This window comes from Hahella sp. CR1, from assembly GCF_029813005.1.
Taxonomy (GTDB): domain Bacteria; phylum Pseudomonadota; class Gammaproteobacteria; order Pseudomonadales; family Oleiphilaceae; genus Hahella.
Genome location: NZ_JAPELK010000011.1, coordinates 77,654 through 95,687 on the forward strand (window position 1 = coordinate 77,654; position 18,034 = coordinate 95,687).

Annotated in this window: 13 protein-coding genes; 2 read left to right on the forward strand and 11 right to left on the reverse strand. The window is 57.1% G+C overall.

Annotated features, from left to right (window positions below; genetic code table 11):
• The first annotated feature begins 1 nt into the window (after position 1).
• Complete coding sequence (locus ONV78_RS23545) at positions 2-1,420, forward strand: AarF/ABC1/UbiB kinase family protein (protein WP_279506861.1); 1,419 nt, start codon at positions 2-4, stop codon at positions 1,418-1,420.
• Between the two features lie 90 nt (positions 1,421-1,510).
• On the opposite strand, the gene ONV78_RS23550 is transcribed toward ONV78_RS23545, so the two are convergent.
• From ONV78_RS23550 to ONV78_RS23595, 10 genes are all read right to left on the reverse strand, one after another.
• The gene (locus tag ONV78_RS23550; RefSeq protein ID WP_216736780.1) at positions 1,511-2,002 is read right to left on the reverse strand and encodes a chemotaxis protein CheW; all 492 of its coding nucleotides are present in this window, start codon (positions 2,000-2,002) and stop codon (positions 1,511-1,513) included.
• Complete coding sequence (locus tag ONV78_RS23555; protein ID WP_216736781.1) at positions 1,956-2,441, reverse strand: hypothetical protein; 486 nt, start codon at positions 2,439-2,441, stop codon at positions 1,956-1,958. The genes ONV78_RS23550 and ONV78_RS23555 overlap by 47 nt, the downstream gene beginning before the upstream one ends.
• Positions 2,438-5,893: a response regulator gene (locus ONV78_RS23560; protein WP_279506862.1), complete on the reverse strand. Its 3,456-nt coding sequence runs from the start codon at positions 5,891-5,893 to the stop codon at positions 2,438-2,440. Before ONV78_RS23560 ends, ONV78_RS23555 begins: the two co-directional genes overlap by 4 nt.
• A 131-nt stretch (positions 5,894-6,024) precedes the next feature.
• Positions 6,025-7,986: a HAMP domain-containing methyl-accepting chemotaxis protein gene (locus ONV78_RS23565; protein ID WP_279506863.1), complete on the reverse strand. Its 1,962-nt coding sequence runs from the start codon at positions 7,984-7,986 to the stop codon at positions 6,025-6,027.
• Positions 7,987-8,035: 49 nt separating this feature from the next.
• Positions 8,036-9,247: an ABC transporter substrate-binding protein gene (locus ONV78_RS23570; RefSeq protein ID WP_216736785.1), complete on the reverse strand. Its 1,212-nt coding sequence runs from the start codon at positions 9,245-9,247 to the stop codon at positions 8,036-8,038.
• Positions 9,248-9,425: 178 nt separating this feature from the next.
• On the reverse strand, positions 9,426-10,046 hold the full coding sequence (locus ONV78_RS23575; RefSeq protein ID WP_216736786.1) for a chemotaxis protein CheW: 621 nt from the start codon (positions 10,044-10,046) through the stop codon (positions 9,426-9,428).
• A 28-nt stretch (positions 10,047-10,074) separates the two neighbouring features.
• Entirely contained in the window at positions 10,075-10,437 is a 363-nt protein-coding gene (locus tag ONV78_RS23580; protein ID WP_216736787.1) for a response regulator, read from the reverse strand.
• Between the two features lie 3 nt (positions 10,438-10,440).
• Positions 10,441-11,202: a response regulator gene (locus ONV78_RS23585; protein ID WP_216736788.1), complete on the reverse strand. Its 762-nt coding sequence runs from the start codon at positions 11,200-11,202 to the stop codon at positions 10,441-10,443.
• A 553-nt stretch (positions 11,203-11,755) separates the two neighbouring features.
• Positions 11,756-13,369, reverse strand: a complete 1,614-nt coding sequence (locus ONV78_RS23590) for an alkaline phosphatase (RefSeq protein ID WP_279506870.1) — start codon at positions 13,367-13,369, stop codon at positions 11,756-11,758.
• A gap of 162 nt (positions 13,370-13,531) precedes the next feature.
• Complete coding sequence (locus ONV78_RS23595; protein ID WP_279506871.1) at positions 13,532-14,320, reverse strand: transporter substrate-binding domain-containing protein; 789 nt, start codon at positions 14,318-14,320, stop codon at positions 13,532-13,534.
• 337 nt (positions 14,321-14,657) lie between these two features.
• Here ONV78_RS23595 and ONV78_RS23600 point away from each other — a divergent pair, with 337 nt between their 5' ends.
• Positions 14,658-15,044: a VOC family protein gene (locus ONV78_RS23600; protein WP_279506872.1), complete on the forward strand. Its 387-nt coding sequence runs from the start codon at positions 14,658-14,660 to the stop codon at positions 15,042-15,044.
• A 236-nt stretch (positions 15,045-15,280) separates the two neighbouring features.
• Here the strand turns inward: ONV78_RS23600 and ONV78_RS23605 are convergent, their stop codons facing one another.
• On the reverse strand, positions 15,281-17,950 hold the full coding sequence (locus ONV78_RS23605) for a nitrate reductase (protein WP_279506873.1): 2,670 nt from the start codon (positions 17,948-17,950) through the stop codon (positions 15,281-15,283).
• Positions 17,951-18,034: the final 84 nt, after the last annotated feature.

Sequence of the window (18,034 nt, forward strand, 5' to 3'; positions counted from 1 at the left end):
CATGAGTGATAAACCAAACGCCAAGAACAATGCCCGGGAGGTTGACCGTATCAAGACAGGAAGCTTTGAACGACGCCTCAGCCTGACGCGGGCGGGTTTGGTCGCGGGATCGCGGTTGGCGGGCAATATGGCCGCCAATCTGTTCAAGTCCCGTGAAAAACGTGAGGAAAGCCGTCGCGAAGCGCTGTCCCGTCAGGCTCAGTATCTGGTGGAGGAGCTGGGACAGCTCAAAGGCAGTGTGGTTAAAATCGGCCAGGTCATGGCGTTGTATGGGGAACACTTCCTGCCTGTGGAAGTGACCGAGGCCCTGCATACTCTGGAAGACCGCACTACCGCTCTGGGATGGAGCAAGATTCATCAAGTCCTGTTACAGGAGCTGGGCGCGGATAAGCTCAAGGAGCTGGATATCCAGCATGAGCCCATCGGCGCCGCCTCGCTGGGGCAGGTGCATCGGGCGCGGCGCAAGTCCGACGGCCGAGAGCTATGTCTTAAGATTCAATATCCCGGTGTTGCGGAAGCGGTGGATTCGGATCTGGATTCCGTCGCCCGCTTGTTGAAAGTCGCCCGCATGGTCTCCTTCGGACCTGACTTCGACGAGTGGCTGGAAGAAGTCCGCGTCATGATGCACCGGGAAGTGAATTACAGTCTTGAGCTGGAAACCACCCGCCGCTTCGGCGAGATGCTCAAAGATGACGACCGTTTTGTGGTTCCCGAGGTTTTCCCCGAATACTCCACGTCTCACGTCATGGCCACTTCCTATGAGCCGGGTCTGGGCGTCACTCATGCGCAGGTGCAGGAATTGTCCCTGGCGCGGCGCAATCATCTGGCGCAGGCGGCTTTGGAATTATTTTTCCGCGAGCTGTTTGTCTGGGGCGAGTTGCAGACCGATCCCAACTTTGGCAACTACCGCATTCGTCTCGGCGCCAACCCGGGCGAGCCGGACCGCATAGTGCTGTTGGATTTCGGCGCTGTGCAGAAATACCCCGATTCTTTTATCCGTCCCGTATGCGACATGATCCGAGCCTCCTATGAGCGGGACCTTGAACGGGTGATCGAGGGTGCGGTGAAACTGCGTTTCATGCGTCGCGATTGGCCGGTCAGCGTACTGGATGAATTCGGCAAAGTCTGCATGGCGGTGCTGGAGCCGTTGGCGGCGGAGGCGGAGGACGTACCTGACTTCGCCCTGAACGCGGACAACGAATACTGCTGGCGACGCAGCGACCTGCCGACCCGTATCGCCAAACGCGCCGCGAAATCGGCGATTAATCGTTATTTCCAGATTCCGCCGAAGGAATTTGTCTTCCTTAATCGCAAGTTGGTGGGAGTTTACACCTTCGTCTCTGTGCTGGATGCGGAGTTCAACGGCAGCGCCATTCTCGAACGCTATCTCTATCCGCATACCGCCGAGCAAGGGGTATGAACCTCAACTCTATTCAGTTCAGAGCCAGGGCGTAAAAAAGGCCCCCGCGTCGTCCACCCTGAAAATAGAACGCGGGAGCCGGGAAGCGCTTCACGCCGTCAGGCGCAAATGTTTAATGAAGTATGAGTTAGCGGTGCTGACGAAGCCTTTGGAGCACAGCAAATCCGGGTGCACGATGGGAATGGATTGGCCGTCGTGGACAAAGCCGGAGATCAGCGCCTCCCGCCACAATGGGCGCTCGTTGGCGTCAAATGCTTCAAACTGGCCGTCGGTGATCTCCACTTTTACCGGCGCGTTACGGGTTTCCAGTGCGATATAGCCGTTTTCCTGGTTGGCGGCGGCGCGCAGCACCACTACATTGACGTGCTCGTTGCTATTGCCGGGACGCAGACGAAACACCGGCACCACATGCCCCATCCACTCCACCACATGCGAGCAGCTCGGCGCAGAAGTAGGCAAATCCTGCACTTCCACATCCTGCAGATATTCGCAAAGCGTATCGGCGACAAAGGCGATGCTTTGGCGCTCGCCGGCGTCAGCTAACCAAACGAACATTTTGAAATTGGAATTGGGGGAGTTCATAGCGTAATGCCTTCTCAAAGTATTCGATCAGTTGATGGGCGCTGGTGTAGCACTCCCAGCCGGTATTGTGGCGCAGGACGCCTTCTATCGGACTGGAGCCGACCATGAAGTCCGGCAGGCGACGCGGTCGGTGGTTGGCGCGCAGCTTATAAATAGCGCGGCAGGACAGCGCCAATGCCGGTTCGGTCCCACTTTCGGGGCTGCATATCAACGCGGCGCGGGAATCGCCGCCTTGCAGCCCGGGCTGGGGAATGAACCCTTCGCGAAATCCGTAGACGGGATACAGCTCCCCGTTAAAACGGATACATGGAATATGTTCTATATCCAGCACTTCTTCCTTTCCCGCCAGATAGAGAATGTCGCTGGCGGGCAGGTACAAGGTCCTGCCCGCGACGACCAATGAGTAATACGCGGTTAAGCTCGACTTTTCTCCAATCATGTCAGCAACTCCCTGATGGTATCCATGAGCTCGTTGTCGTTGTAGGGTTTCGTGGCGTAAGCCGTCACCCCGGCCTTGTGGGCCAGACTACGATGTTTTTCGTGGCTGCGTGAGGTCAGCATAACCACAGGCATGTTGGCCCAGTCCTGCTGCTGACGCAGGTGTCGGGTCAACTCCAGTCCGTCCATGCGCGGCATTTCCATATCCACCAACAGCAGGTTGGGGGTGATGTGCCGCAGTTTCTCGACTGCGTCGAGGCCATCGCTGGCGGTGACGACTTCAAATCCACAGTCCTGCAGCAGCTGCTTCAGGGTGCTGCGGACGCTGAGGGAGTCGTCCACCACTAGTATTTTCGGGGAATCAACCTGGCTCTCGGTGATGATATGAGCGGTTTGATAAGCCTGTTTGGATTGATTCTGTTGCAACAGATCCGACAGGTTCAGCACCGGCACCAGCGAGCCGTCGCCCAGGATGGTCAGGCCGAAGACGCCGCGCAGACCGGGGATCAGTTTGCCCGGCGTCCGCACGACCAGTTGCTCGCCGGTGAGCAGCATGTCCACGGCGATAGCCACGGTGCGCTCGTTGAGTTCGGCAATCACCACCGGCTTACCGGCGCCCTGCGGCGCAGGCTGTCCGTACAGACGTTGCGCCAGATCGATATAAGGGTAAAGTTGACCGTCATATTCCAGATAGGGCTTGCCGGCCACTTCTTCCAGTTCACCGGTGTGAGTCGGCAGAATTTGCTTCAGCACGGCAGTGGGCAGCGCGAAGCGTTGCGCGCCCACCAGCACCAGCAACATGTACTGGGTGATTTCTTTCACCGGCACCCGGATCAGCAGGCGGCAGCCGCCTTCGCTATCGAAGCTGAAGCGAACCGTGCCGCCGAGCAGTTCAACCTGGCTGCGTACGGCGTCCATGCCAATGCCGCGGCCGGACAATTGAGTGGCTTTGTCTTTGGTGCTGAAGCCCGGAAGCCACACCAGCTGCGCCAGAGACTGATTGTCCGGGCGTCCGCCATCGGCGGGCAACAGGCCACGTTGCTTGGCCTTTTCATAGATGCTGTCGAAATTGAGACCGCGACCGTCGTCGCTCAGGCTGATTTCCAGGAAACGTCCGTCTTGGCGATAGTTCAGATTGATTGAACCCTGTCCGGATTTTCCGGCGTTGAGACGGCTTTGTTCGTCTTCGATGCCGTGGTCGACGGCGTTGCGCAGCAGGTGCATCAGTGGGTCGGCCATTTTCTCCACCAACTCCCGGTCCACCTGAATGTCTTCGCCGACAATGGTCAGGTCCGCCAGTTTGCCGGCGGCGCGACAGGCTTGACGCACACAGCGCTGCAGACGGCCGCTCAGTACTTGCGCGGCGACCCGTTGGCGCGACAGCAATTGGTGCTGCAAGGTGTCGATATGACGGTGCTGCTGGCGCATCAACGCATCCATCATCGCCAGTTGGTCCTGCAGCTTCTGGTTCAACTCGCGTACGTCGGCGATCGCTTCGAACAGCTGGTGGGAGCAGCGATGCATGTCATCGTAGCGGTCCATTTCCAGCGGGTCGAGATCCTGCGCATGTTCGCTGTCCGGGCGCAGTTTGCGCGCCATGCTGCGGCTGTCGATCAGGCCTTCCAGCTCCAGGCGGGTTTCGTTCAAGCGGGTGTCGTGGCCTTTCAGATCAAAGCCGGTGAGCTGCACGCGCTTGTACAGTTCCTGCGCCTGTACGGTGTTAATGCTCATCTCTTCCGCCAACTGCAGCAACTGCTCCAGACCGGCGTTGTCCTGAGGCGCGGCAAACTGTTGCTGCGCGGGAGCGGCGGAGGCTTCTTCCTGTGCGGGGGCAGCCGGCGCGCGTTCCGCAGCGTTATCGCGGGAAGGCAGCGCCACCACTTTGTCATCCGCCGGGGAGGCGTCGACGTCAGTGTCTGCATGATGCTCCTGCATCGCCGCCCAGGCGGCTTCGGCTTTCTCTGGAGAGCGCCAGTGCACCAGCGCGTTGAGCAGGGGAAGGGCGTCTTCCGGCGGTTGATCGCGCCCCAGCAGGTGGTCGATCATGCTGCTGACGCAATCCGCGGCGCTGAGCAGCATGTCTTTCATCTCCAGGCTCCACTCCGCCTTGCCGTCCGCCAGGGCTTCAAAGATCTCCTCCATGGCGTGGCTGATATTGGCGACGCCCTTGATGCCGATCAGGTTGGCGGCGCCTTTCAAGGTATGGCTGGCGCGTTGGGCCTGCTGCAGGAAGGCTTTCTTGTCAGACAGATCGCCATGCAGGGAGGACAGCGCATGGAACAGCGCATGAGTATGGTTGGGAGAATCCAGCAAAAACGCCTGGAATACCTCCTGGTTGGCGCCGTCAGACGGAACCAGAGAGATATCGTCAGGCGTTAACACGGCGTCTTCCACGGCTTCGTCCATAAATTCGTCGTCGCTGAGCTGGAAGTCCACCAGATTTTCCAGAATCGCTTGCTGTGTCTCTTCGTCCAGACGCTCGCCCCAGGTAGCGTCGTCGATAAACTGCATCAGACACAGGCAGCTTTCTTCTGACGCGCCGCTTTGCAGATATTCATGCAGCAGGGCGGGCCACTGCTCCAGTAAATCCGCCAGTTCCGGGTCCACCTGATCGATGGATTGCAAGCGAATCGCCACCATATCGAAAAGCAGTTGCAGGCCGGACAGTCCCAGATAGGCGCAGGTTTCGCCCAGGGTTTGCAGCAGCTCGCAATAACAATGGCGGGCTTTGATGGAATCCCGCATTTTTCCAGCCTGCTTGGCGAATTCCGGCAGCAGGGCGACAGTTTCTTCCCACAGCGACGCCAGGATTTCCTGGTGAGATTCGGGAAGGTCCGCGGGGGGAGTGAAGTCGGAGAGGTCGAATGTTATTTCCGGTTCCTCTTCCGTGACTTCCGCCACATCCATCGCCGGCAAGGTGACGCCGAGTTCGGTCGCAATGTCGACGAAATCTTCTTCATAGACTTCCGCGACCAACTCGTCGGCGTTGTCCGTTTCGGTTTCCGTGACTTCCATCGAGGGGATAGCCTCGGCGGAGGCGGTTGTGTCCGCTACGGCGCCCTCTGGTTGCGATGCGCTATAGTCATTCCAACTTTCGGGGCCGGCGGCGTTTTGCTGCGCTTGCAGTGATAATTGTTCTTCCGCCAGGGGTTCCAGTCTGTGCAGCCAGTCGATGATGGACCAGACCTTTTTCGCCTCAACCGGGAAATTCGGCATGGTCTCATTGCTTCGCGGATCTTTGGGGCCGTCACTGGCGATGTTCGCATACAGGCGTTGCAGGCGCGCCTGCAATTCCGGCATGGCCGCCATCTCCAAAGCGTCATTGACGTTTTCCAGAGCGGCGAAGACTAATTCCGCATCGACGGTCCGTTGCGTCGCCGCCACATCCTCCAGTTCCGCAGTAAAGGTGCGAATGAGTTCGACGGTGGGTGAAACAGGGTCTTGCTTGTGCATAGACGGAATCCATCCTGGTTAGTGGTTGCGGGCGCTTCAAGGGAAGCGCGCCAAACATCAGGTTTAAACAGCAACCTTTTCCCGGCGGCCGGCGCATCTTGCGATAACGCCAGCCGCAATCCTCCTACTTCCTAGCTGGCCTGCTTGAGGCGTCCCGGCTCTTCTTTCGCTGGAGCGCCTGCGCTGGGAATCATCAGCTTGCTTGGCGCAGAGGCGCTGGTTTCCAGCGACTCTGTGGACAGCTCCGGTATCCGGATATTGGTGGATACGGAAGCTGGCAAGGTGAACAATTCCACCGTTTGTTGCAGTACGCCAGAAGCAGTACGCAGTCTTTCTGTGTGCAAGGACTGGCGTTTCAGCTCCATGTCGGTGACGCGGGTGCTGGCTTCGATTTCGCCGGTCTGTTGACACACACTCTGGGTTTCTTTGGCCTGGGCCAGAGAGTTCTGCGCGATCTTCTCTACCGCTGTTACCAGCTCGCGAGTAGTCTTCTGCGTTTCCTGCATCTGAGAACCAGCCTGGGTGGCGCGTTTGGAACCGTTGACCACCTGAGTGATACTGTTGTTCATGGTGTCCACCGCATCCGCCGTTTCGGTCTGGATGTTGCGAATCAAGCTGCTGATCTGAGAAGTGGCGTTACGTGAGCTTTCCGCCAGACGCTGCACCTCGTCCGCAACCACCGCAAATCCGCGACCGGCTTCACCTGCCGCCGCCGCCTGCATACTGGCGTTCAAGGCCAGTACGTGAGTACGTTCCGCGATGCTGTTGATGATGTCGATGATGCCGCTGATCTCCAAAGAACGTTCTGACAGACGCTTGATGCGTTTTTCTGTTTCGCTGATGGAGTCGCGAATCTCGTCCATACTCTCGACGGTATTTCCTACCGCTTCATAGGCTTTGTCAGTGGAAGAAGAAGCGCTTTGCGCGATCTGGTTACAGGACTGACACCACTTGGCGATTTGCGCCATGTGTTTGGCTACGCCATCCAGTTTCTGGATAGTTTGCTCGATCAGTTTCCGCTCTTGATCGGCGACGCCGACAACCTTGCGGGTCTGCTCATCCACCATGACGCTGGAGGCGCTGACCAGGTTACTGACGTAACGGATTTTGCCCAAGGCTTCGGAAGTTTCCTTGGTAACCAGGTTCAAGGCGTCCGCAACCGGCCCAGTGATGTCTTCGCGTACGATCAGTTTGGTGGTGAGGTCGCGATCGCTGAGTTTGGAGGTGCCTTCCAGCAGCTCGATAACCGAGTTGTTGAGGACTTCGTTCTCTCTCTCGATGCGAATCAACGTGGCCACTTTCTCGTTCAGCAGCTGGTCGAGGGCCTGGCCCAGAGTCACCAGCTCGTCGGTGCCGGTGAGGGCGGTACGGGCTTCGGAGTCGCCTTGCTTGACCTTGTCCACAGTTTCCGCGATGACGTTGACCGGGCGCAGGATGGAGCGACGAATGTACTGCGACAGACCGATAGCGCCGCCCAGGCTCAACAGGATGATGGCGGAGCCGGCGATCAGAGCGATGTTCAATACGCCTTCGGAGGTTTCAAATGCGACCTGCGCTTGTTGGGTCAATTGGTCCGCATAAGCGGTGGAAGCGTCGTTGAAGGGACCGATAAACTCAGACAGGTCGTTCAACAGGAACAGTTCCAAGTCGGCGCGGGACTGGTTGCCGCCCATGGCTTTGAACTGATCGAAGGCCGAGAATACGCCAGCGACGGTTCTCTGCATGTCGGTGAAGCCGGACTGCTGATCGCCGCCCTGTGAGGTGGTGGAGGCGCTCAAAGCCTGCCAGTCCGATTCAAACTGCTTGCGGGCAACCGCCAGTTTGGCGTCGGCGTCCGCCCAGGTGACCACACCGGTGTTCAGGCTGTTGATGGTCTCCACCATGCCTTCCTGCAGGGTGTTGATCAAGTGCGTCAGTCGTGATGTTTCGTTGACCTGGTTATGTAATTTCTCAGATGAGTTTCTTGCATACGTCAGGGCGAAGAAGGCCAGAGATCCGATGACCACCAGCGTTAACGCCATAACCAGCGTTTGCGACAGCAGTCGTTGGCCGACGCTGAGTTTGCTGAGAGAAAAAGTACGGTTCAATTTCATGATAATGCTCCTGCTTATCGAGCCTGTATAACCCGTTGCTTCATGCCATTCAGAACAATCTGGCCAATTGCGAGCCTTCTATGGGGAGGTAGGACTTGTTGTTGAAATAGGTCATCGTCACCAAGTCCGACCCCTGATTGTCGCCGCGGAAGTCGAGGGCGACGCCGCCGATGTTGAATTCCGCGTTGCGAGTGGCGCGCACAAAGCTTTCCCGGGTCAGGTCGCCTTTAATGCTTTGCATGATGGCCACGAACATCTTGCCGACGATGTAGCCTTCCAGGCTCACCACGTTCAGGCGTTCGCCCAGGGCGGATCTGGCTTCTTTGACGATCGGCAGATCGGATTCCAGATCAGGCACTACCTGGGTCAGGATGACTTTGTCGGTTACCCCGAAGCGGTCCAGGGTATCGCGCAGGTTTTCCGCGCCGGTGAAGGATACGGCGCTGATCAACCAGTCCTCGCCACGTTGTTTGGAGTAGGCGGCGAAGCGGCCGATGGCGTTGTAAGTGCCTACAGTAACCACCAGACGGCAGCGGCTGTTGCTGGCTTTTTCCCAGTCTTTCAGAGACTCGAAGCCGGCGCGGGAAGTCAGAGTGTTGCGTTGATAGACGCCGACAGGGCCGATGCCGTTGCGTTCAGGGGAATCGCCGGATTTGGCCAGGATAGTGTCCAGTTTTTCCACGATGTCGCGGGAGCGAACATTGTTTTGCAGGGCCAGCTTGATGCCTTCCACCCCCGCCATGCCGTAGGCGTCGTTCTGCACGTAAGCGCAGATTTCAGACGCTTGCAGACCGGCGCGGAAACCTTGTTCGATGACCTTGGCGGTTTCCTGTACATAGCTGGCGCGGAAGTTGATAACGTCGCCGATGCCGGGACGCAGCAGACCTGCGCCGGTGAAGAAGCCGACGGCGGGTACTTTGTTATCGGCCAGGATCGGCAGCGCCACCTGTGCGGTCGGGGTGCCGACATTGCCGATCATGGCGAACACGCCGTCCCTGATCAGACGGTTGGTCTGCTCAACGGTAAGATCCGGGGTGTATGAATCGTTGAGGGTGACGTACTCAAGGCGTCTGCCCTTGATGTTGACGCCTTCGAATGCCGCGAGCACGCCGTCGCGCATGTTAAGGCCCAGACCGCGGGACTGACCTTCCAGGTCCAGTACGCCGCCGACGACAATGCGATCTCCATAGACGCCGGGTGATTGTGCGGCGACAAGTTGGCTCAGGGCCAGACCGAATAAGAGTGAGATGGTCTTTCTCATGTTATCCTCCCATGGGACTCCTTTTAATAACGCTTCCGAAGTGGGTTTTTGGGCGTAGCCAACCCTCTCCGGTCCTGACTTTCCCGGAAATTCCGTTTAAGCAACCAGGGTTCAGCCTGCGCCTTGAGGGGCGGATGTTTACTGCTATCGCTGACAGGCTTGTCTATCGGGGTAAGGCTTAACTCGTGCTCAGCATATCGGTCAGCCTCCTTTTGAATGTTTCCAGATTCCATTCACACCAAATGCCGTTCTGTCTGTAGACCGCATTGACGCAGGCCATCAGAGCGTTGGAAAGGGGCGGGGGCTGAGTCATGCGCTCATCCGCCGTCATCATCAGTTTGTTGGGAAAACGACGCACTTTTATGGCGAAGGATTCCTGCCCCTGATCGAAATACAACAGGTAAGAGGGGCTGGCCCGCTGCACGACTTTACGTTGCGGCGCGGCGGCTTCCGCGTCTTCGCGCAGGCCGAAAAATATCTCCAGGTCGACAACCGGCGTGACCTGGCTGCGGACATTCACGAAACCGCTCAACCACTTGGGAGCGTAGGGGACCGGGCAGATTTCCGGGGACTCCAGCAGCTCCTTGTAGCAGTCCTCGCGAATCAGCAGACCCAGGTTGCCCTGATCAGCCGTTTCCGCGTCGGCTTCCTTGACGGCCAGCCGCAGGGCGAACCATGCGGTGGCCTGATTTTCGCGGACTTCCTCCCGGGTTTCCGCGTTAATTTGCCGGAGCAGGGCGAATGCTTCGGAAGGCCGCAGTATTCGCTTGCTCTCTACCGGGATTGACACGCTGTTCATTGCGTCTCACCTCGTCCCTGAATCGGCTTCAGGCGTAGCTGTGGAGTTGACTGATGATTTCTTCATTTTTGTAAGGCTTGGACACCAACGCCTTGGCGCCTTGCTTGGCCGCCCAGATGTGGTCCACTTTCTGATTCTTGCTGGAGACGAACACCACGGGGATTTTAGACAGCTCAGGGTCCTGGGCGATTTCCCGACAGGTGCTGAATCCATCCATGTCTCCCATGATGATGTCCATCAGAATCAGGCTGGGCTTTTCTTTGCGCGCCTTGCTGATGGCTTCTTCGCCGGAACGGGCGGTCACCGTTTGATAGGCGGCGCCGGAGACGATCTGCTCCAAATGTTTCAGATCGGTTTCGCTGTCATCGACGATAAGTACTTTCTTGTTCATAGGTTATCTCCCTAGAGCTGCTAATTGTGGAAATATGAGCGTTTCCGTTTTGGTTGCGCCGAGATAGCGGCGTACGACTTCCGCCAGTTCCCGGTCCTCCGGGGGCTTGGTGATATAACCGTCGCACCCGGACATTTTTGCTTTGACGCGGTTTAACGTGGATGATTTGCTGGTCAGCATCACCACTTTGGTTTTCACTTGTTGCTTGATTGAGCGGCAAGCCTGATAACCATCCATGCCAGGCATCATCACATCCATGAACACCAGGTCGTAGCGGCAGTCGCGCACTTTCAGCAGCGCTTCCTCACCGCTTTCCGCCACATCCACACCAGCTTCGAAATCCAGGATTTCGTGCAACTTCTGTTTCATGAAGGTGCGCACCGGCAAGTTGTCGTCGACAACGAGAATGTTCTTTACGTGGGTCTTCGCTTCTTGTTGATCCGACTGGGTGGCCTGCTGCAATGCTTCGCGCAGGCGACGAAAAATCAGGGGACGGGTCAGATGAATCGCGCCGTCGTCCACAGGCTGTTTGCTGCGGCTGATGACGATGGTCTTTTCGAAATGGGTGGCGGCCTTCATACGTTGCCAAAGGCTGCGGCTTTCTGGCTTATCCACATCCACCAGTAGAATCTGACCTTCCATGGTGCCGGCCTCGCTGGCCAGCTGGAAGTTTCCGAACCAGGTTTCGTCCAGATGAGACAGGTTCCGAAGCAGGACCAAGTCTTTCTCCATTAGCCCCACATGCGAAATAATAATCTTGTCCATGAAACCCTCTCCTCGACCTTGCGGTCTTTCCTTTGGGTCTGATTACGAAACGACTAAGTGAACTGCTCCGATGTGATTAAAAACTAATCACTATTGGCTGGATTATTGGAATGAATGTTAAATTTGTCAAAAACATGCTCGTAAACAATAGTAATGAACGTCGACAAATTGACGTTTCAATTCGCGGTTCCCTTTGCGGGATGTAATTGGAGAGGGAAAATTGTTACGAATGGTGAAAGCGTGCCCATATTCACATATGCAGCTAAGCTTCTGATTTTGCTTGAGTCGAGAAGGCAAAGGAAAACGGCGGGTGAGAAATCGCCCAAATTCGCCGTACATTGCGGTGAAAAAGTTTGCAAAATTAAATACAGGATTTCGCCCGAAAATGAGGTTTGGAAGAGGGTTTTTTAGCGTTCGCCGGGAACAGACGAGCGACGCCGGCAAGCGAAAATAAACTTGGAAAAAGCCTTATTCCGAAGAAGAAAAAAGGGAGAGAGGGACATGAAAAAGGGGACCCAAGGTCCCCTTATCGGTTTATCAACCTCAGCGCGAATTAGTGAATCGCGCTCTTGGCCAGTTTGCCGATGTCAGTGTGGTGCAGCAGCTTGGAGAAGCCTTCCGTCGCGCTGGCGGGACCGAACGCCATCACCGGCACTGGCGTGCTGGTGTGAGTGCCGGTAGCCCAGACGACGTTCTGGCTTTCGGACATGGCGCGACCCAGCAGGTCGTGACGCACTTCCTGGCCGTACACGTAGAACGACTTGAAGTCATTTACTTTCGGGAACATCTTGGCGCTCAGATAGTCGTGGCCGTCAACCTGATAGTAGTTAGGCTCTTGCTCCAGAACCGCCTTGGCCTGCTCCAGTGTGATAGGGAAGGCGCTGTTGGCGTTAACCAGCTTCATCAGGGCTTCTGGGGACGGTTTGCCGCCATCGAACTGTGCGAACAGGTCAGGGAAGCTCATTTTTTGCTGGTACAGTTTGCTCAGGGTCTCGAAAGAGCCGAAGTTGAAGTTAGGCGCGTAAGCCGCTTCTTTGAACGCTTCGCCAGTCAGCTTCTCGCCTTCCGGGATGTTGGAGCGCGAGTAGCTGAAACCAAAGCCGCCGGTTTCGTGGTCGGCGGTGATGATGACCAGCGTGTCCTGACGGTTTTTCACCCACTCGTAAACGTAGTTGATGGTTTCGTCGAACTTGAGCATCTCATGCAGCATGGTGCCGGCGTCATTGTCGTGGCCCGCCCAGTCGATCTGACCGCCTTCGATCATCAGGAAGAATCCCTTTTCGTTGCGGGACAGAATGTCCAGGGCCTTCATGGTCATTTCTTTCAATGACGGCTCAGTGCGCTTGGGATCGTCTTTGGTCTGAGTGTAACGGATGCCGTTCATCATGCCGGAGTAGTTGAACAGGCCCAGCAGCTTGTCGCCTTTGGCGGCGTCCAGCTGATGGCGGTTGAACGCCAACTGGTAACCCTTGTTCTCCGCTTCCGCCAGCAGGTTTTTGTCGTCCTTACGCTTGGACTTCAACTGCACGGCGCCTTCGGTTTTTTTCTCCAACTGCTGATACAGCTCGCCTTTGTCGTTCACGGACTTGGGCAGCCAGTGACGCAGACCGCCGGACAGCATGACGTCCACCTCGTCGGCCAGCATGTCTTCCGCGATCTGGTTCTCCATGGAGCGATGCGCGCGGTGAGCGGCGAAAGACGCAGGCGTGGCGTGAGTCAGACGGGTGTCGGAAACCAGACCCGTGGATTTGCCCATACGCTTGGCTTTTTCCAGTACGGTTTCAACGTGGTTGCCCACTTTGTCCACGCCGATGACTTCGGATGGCGCAGGTTCGCCAGTCGCCAGCTGTGTGGCGGAACAGGCGGAGTCGACAACCAGGTTATAAGCAGGGGTATGGCGGGAAAGACCAATCACGCCGGCGTCCATAAACTTCTGCATGCCGGTGAGTTGACCGTGGTAAATGGAATCCGGCGCATTGATGGCGTATTCGTGCAACAAGCCGATCTGCTGCGGCCCCATGCCGTCGCCGATCATCATGATCACGTTTTTAACTTCGGTTTCCTTGGCGGTGGTTTTCTTGTCCATGGTGGACTGACATCCCGCCATCAAGGCCGAAATTGCTGCTGCGCTGGCCAATAATTTCCAAGAATGTATTCTTCTTAGCATAGACTTCCTTATTGCATAGTCGATTGATGTGATAATGGAGCTTGCGCCCCTTTAGTCAGGCGTTTTTGTTGTTATCGCCCAATTCTTATGATCCGGTCACAGCATACACGCATCGGGATGACATTATCCCTGTCGATCCTGATGCGTGTTGATCGGGTTTAATTATTTCAGGTACTTGGCCGTCAGCGCGCTCATGTATTCAGGGTCGTCCCGCAGACGCGAAATCTCTTTCCAGATAGCGGTTTGTTCTGCGGTGGTGAGGGGTGAGCCTTTGGCGAAAGTAAGATGGTAGGATTTACTGCTGAGGGGGTTGAGGTCGGATTTCAGTTTGGTTTTGTATTCCGCCTGCCGCATCAGATGCTGATAGACCTCCGGGGTGGTGATCACCGATCCGCTTCCCAGTTTGGCCAGCTTTTCGATGTTGCGCAGCTCCCCGGTCTGGCTTTCGTATATGCGCCGGTTGGACTCCCGCAGTGTGCTGACGATGGAGTAACCGCGGGCGACGCGCACCGGTTCCGGCAGCGTATTGAGATCGCCCTTGTATTCGTAATTGGCGTCGCTGGACACCACGACAATATATTCCACTTGCGCTACCCGCGAGGCGGAGCGTTGCTCGGTGGCGGCGTCGGCGGGATAGTTCATGTATCCCGCGCGCTCTTTTTTGTAGGAGGCGGTGACGACGCCATGCACCAGGTTGCCGCGGGCGGAATCCAGACACTCCTGCCACAGCATGGGTTTGAATTCGACTTTATAGCCCAGGCTTTCGGCGGCTTTTTTCACGATGTCCACATGCATGCCTGCGGCTTCGCCTTGTTCGTCAACGTAGGTGAACGGGTACCAGTAGTTGTTGTCGCTACAGAAGACGATATCTGTTTGCGCGGCGGCGAGGTTGGAAAGGAAGAGAGTAGTAAGAAAAAGCGCCAGCGCTCTGAAGGCATTGTATGTCGACATATGTTTTCCTTATGGGAAAGTGAATACAGATTGTGTCTTAGCAGGCTCTGTTTTGAGATCTGATTATTATTCTGCACATACGCTGATTTTATTATTTATTTCGACATGTTAGCTGATGTAGGTCTAATGGCAAGGGCTTGTTGGGGATAAGTTACACAGTGTTACCTTGAATGAAATGCGTGGGGTGGACGTTAGATTTTCGCGGCAGGGGCGACAGGGCGCTTCCGGTTTAGGGCGTCGCGGGTAAGACGCTTGCTGGCGGGAATTTTGAAAAGCGTTGCTAAAGTCGCGAGAATAAGAGGCTTGTCTGACATTCTATTTCGGGACTTCGCGTTATATGAAACTCACCGCCATTCATCATGCCGCTATTATTTGTTCGGACTATGCGGCGTCGAAACGTTTTTATACGGAAGTGCTGGGGCTGAAAATCCTGGCTGAGAATTTCCGCACGCAACGAAATTCATACAAATTGGACCTGCAACTGCCGGACGGCTCTCAGGTCGAGTTGTTCTCCTTTCCAGAGGCGCCGCCTCGCCCCAGTTATCCTGAAGCGCGTGGACTGCGACATCTGGCTTTTGTCACGCCCTCGGTGGAGGACGCCAAGGCGTATCTGGAATCTCAAGGCGTGGCGGTGGAGGAGATCCGAGTGGACGAGTACACCGGCAAGCGTTTCACTTTCTTCGCCGATCCGGATGATCTGCCGCTGGAATTATATGAAGCCTGAGCGTGTGGTCTGGGCATGGATGCAAAGCGGGGAAGTCAGGTTTGCGACAGGTTAAATCAGACTAAACAGGTTAAATCAGACTAAACAGGTTAAAACAGATTAAAAAAGGGAGCGCTAAGGCTCCCAAACGCAGAGGAGCAAGGGTCGTTGCTTTTGCTTCTCCTCAACCGAGGTGAGGGTTTCTCCTCAAACCGAATGTCTCTTCCAACGATAGCTTGTCCGTCCTGAGGGGCGCGCTACAGCAGCTTTTGCAGTTCGGGGATACAGGAGCCGCAGTTAGTGCCCGCATTCAGGCATTGGCCAATGGCCTCCACCGTTTGCAGCCCTTTGTCTTTAATCGTCTGGCGCAGGGTATTTTCTCCTACGCCGAAGCAGGCGCAGATAGTGCGACCGGCATGGGCGGCGTCGGAGCGCGGAACGCCGGCGAGCAAGCCAAGGCGGTCGTTGTGGGTCAGCGCTTCCAGATCGAACAGACTCGCCAGCCAGGAACGTTCAGGCAAATCCGGCGTAGGGCCGATAAACAGGCACGCCGTCAGACGGTCGCCGGCAAAACAGGCGCTGCGGTACTTACCCGACGCGCTGTCCTGATACTCCAGCCATTCGCCTTCACTCTGATCTGACGGACTCAGCAGGGCGCGCGCCCACTGGCTCCAGTCTGCAATGGACGCAACCCCGGCGATCTCATAGCGATAGAAGCGGGCCCCGCGGATTTTGGTCCAGTAGGGCGCGCCCTCCAGGTTCAATTCTTCCCGGGAGAAAATAAAACCGTGCCAGGCCGCCTCAAAGCGTTCCAGCGTCACTGGCGTGTGTTTACTCTCGGGTTGACCGGAGTGAGGGTCGGTCACCGGATTAACCAGGGCGCCGACCCGTCCCGCCGCACTGAATTGCGCCGTCCAGTGCATGGGAACGAATAGCTGTCCGGGCTGTTGCTCATCCGTCAGATCGGCTCTGGCGATTAGAGCGCCATAGTGAGAGCGGAGTCTGACCAGATCGTTTTGCGCGACCCCAAGTCGCTGCGCGTCCTGCGGATGCATGGCGCAATAAGGTTCGCAAAGGTGTGCATTCAGTTGCGGCGCCAGAGCGGTGCGGGTCATGGTGTGCCATTGATCGCGAATGCGGCCGGTGTTGAGTGCGAAGGGCATGCGCTCATCCCGTTTTCCCTGCGGCGGTTGCGGTGTAATCGGCAGCAGCAGCGCCTTGTGATTCGGATTTAAATAACCGCCGTCCTCAAACAATCTGGCGGCGCCTTGGGGCGTGGCGGCGTTAACCGGCCACTGTATCGGCTCCAGCGCGTCGTAAGCGGCGTCGGTCAGAGTTTCCAGAGCGGATATATCGAAAACGCGCTCTGTTTGTTCTGGCGTATTTTCGAACCCGGACAAGGCCGCGTGCTCAATGAAAATATCCCGGCTGTTGCGATAATTGAAGGCGGCGCCGAAGCCCATGCGTTGCGCCACCGCGCTGACAATCCACCAGTCCGCTTTGGCCTCGCCGGGAGCGGGCAGGAAGGCGCGTTGACGGGAGATGCGTCGCTCGGAATTGGTGACGGTCCCGTCTTTTTCGCCCCATCCGAGCGCTGGCAACAGAATGTTGGCGTACTCCGTGGTGTCAGTGCGTTGCATGCAGTCGGACACGATCACTTTGTCGCAGCGGGAAAGCGCCTGGGCGACTTTGTCCGCATCCGGCATGCTGACCACAGGATTGGTGCCCATGATCCAGATGGCTTTAATGCGGCCATCCGCCACGGCGTCGAACAGGTCCACCGCTTTCAGACCGGGTTGACTGGCCATGCGCGCGGCGTTCCAGAAGCGGCCCACCCGCTCGACATTGTCCGGGGTAAAATCCATATGCGCGGCGAGCTGATTGGCCAGTCCGCCCACTTCGCGGCCACCCATGGCGTTGGGCTGACCGGTGAGAGAAAATGGCCCCATACCGGGTTTGCCGATACGGCCAGTGGCCAGGTGACAGTTGATGATGGCGTTGACCTTGTCGCTGCCGCTGCTGGACTGATTGACGCCCTGGGAATAGGCCGTCACGGTTTTTGGCGTTCTGCGGAACCAGTCGTAAAACGCCGCGACTTCGCCTTCTTTCAGGCCGCAATGTCGCGCCACGGCGACAATGTCTGCGGTGTCTTCAGCGCGGGCGGCCTTGATCGCGCGGCCGAATCCCTCGGTATGTTGCTCAAGATATTCGTAATCAAGCGCGCCCAGGCGCGCCAGATAGGCCAGTAAGCCGTTGAACAGCCAGGCGTCAGTTCCCGGCTGCAGCGGCAGATGCAGGTCGGCGATGTCGCAGGTGGCGGTGCGACGGGGGTCGATCACCACCACTTTCATTTGCGGTCGCTGCTGCTTGGCGGCTTTGATGCGTTGATACACAACAGGATGACACCAGGCGGTATTGGAGCCGGTCAGGATAATCAGGTCGGCCAGCTCCAGGTCTTCGTAGCATCCTGGTACGACATCCGCGCCGAAAGCGCGTTTGTGTCCGGCCACGGAGGAGGACATGCACAGGCGTGAATTGGTGTCCACGTTGGCGGAGCCAAGGAAGCCTTTCATCAGCTTGTTGGCGACGTAATAGTCCTCCGTCAGCAATTGGCCGGAGAGATAGAACGCGATGGACTCAGGGCCATGTTCACGCAGGGTGGCGCTGAGGGTGGTTGCGACAAGGTCCAGCGCGGCGTCCCAGGATACGGTTTCGCCATTGACCTCGGGATGCAACAGGCGGCCCTGCAAGATCAGCGTGTCCGCCAGCGCGGCGCCTTTCGAACACAAACGACCGAAGTTGGCGGGATGGCTGGGATCGCCGGTAATGCGGGTCTGCCGCGTCGCCGCATCGAGCACTTGCGCCTTAATGCCGCAACCCACGCCGCAGTAAGCGCAAGTGGTGTTTAGAGTGCGATTAGAAGTCATAAACTCGGGCCTGATGCAAAAAGGGTGAAACGGCGAAACCGCGGCGGGGAGTGCGGTCCCGCCGTTTCAATGGGAAAAGAGTCC

What these genes read in the sequence shown, in the direction of transcription:
- ONV78_RS23575 (WP_216736786.1), bottom strand. Translation starts at nt 10,046, where the DNA reads ATGAACAGCGTGTCAATCCCGGTAGAGAGCAAGCGAATACTGCGGCCT.
- ONV78_RS23570 (WP_216736785.1), bottom strand. Translation starts at nt 9,247, where the DNA reads ATGAGAAAGACCATCTCACTCTTATTCGGTCTGGCCCTGAGCCAACTT.
- ONV78_RS23565 (WP_279506863.1), bottom strand. Translation starts at nt 7,986, where the DNA reads ATGAAATTGAACCGTACTTTTTCTCTCAGCAAACTCAGCGTCGGCCAA.
- ONV78_RS23555 (WP_216736781.1), bottom strand. Translation starts at nt 2,441, where the DNA reads ATGATTGGAGAAAAGTCGAGCTTAACCGCGTATTACTCATTGGTCGTC.
- ONV78_RS23585 (WP_216736788.1), bottom strand. Translation starts at nt 11,202, where the DNA reads ATGGACAAGATTATTATTTCGCATGTGGGGCTAATGGAGAAAGACTTG.
- ONV78_RS23600 (WP_279506872.1), top strand. Translation starts at nt 14,658, where the DNA reads ATGAAACTCACCGCCATTCATCATGCCGCTATTATTTGTTCGGACTAT.
- ONV78_RS23595 (WP_279506871.1), bottom strand. Translation starts at nt 14,320, where the DNA reads ATGTCGACATACAATGCCTTCAGAGCGCTGGCGCTTTTTCTTACTACT.
- ONV78_RS23550 (WP_216736780.1), bottom strand. Translation starts at nt 2,002, where the DNA reads ATGAACTCCCCCAATTCCAATTTCAAAATGTTCGTTTGGTTAGCTGAC.
- ONV78_RS23560 (WP_279506862.1), bottom strand. Translation starts at nt 5,893, where the DNA reads ATGCACAAGCAAGACCCTGTTTCACCCACCGTCGAACTCATTCGCACC.
- ONV78_RS23545 (WP_279506861.1), top strand. Translation starts at nt 2, where the DNA reads ATGAGTGATAAACCAAACGCCAAGAACAATGCCCGGGAGGTTGACCGT.
- ONV78_RS23580 (WP_216736787.1), bottom strand. Translation starts at nt 10,437, where the DNA reads ATGAACAAGAAAGTACTTATCGTCGATGACAGCGAAACCGATCTGAAA.
- ONV78_RS23605 (WP_279506873.1), bottom strand. Translation starts at nt 17,950, where the DNA reads ATGACTTCTAATCGCACTCTAAACACCACTTGCGCTTACTGCGGCGTG.
- ONV78_RS23590 (WP_279506870.1), bottom strand. Translation starts at nt 13,369, where the DNA reads ATGCTAAGAAGAATACATTCTTGGAAATTATTGGCCAGCGCAGCAGCA.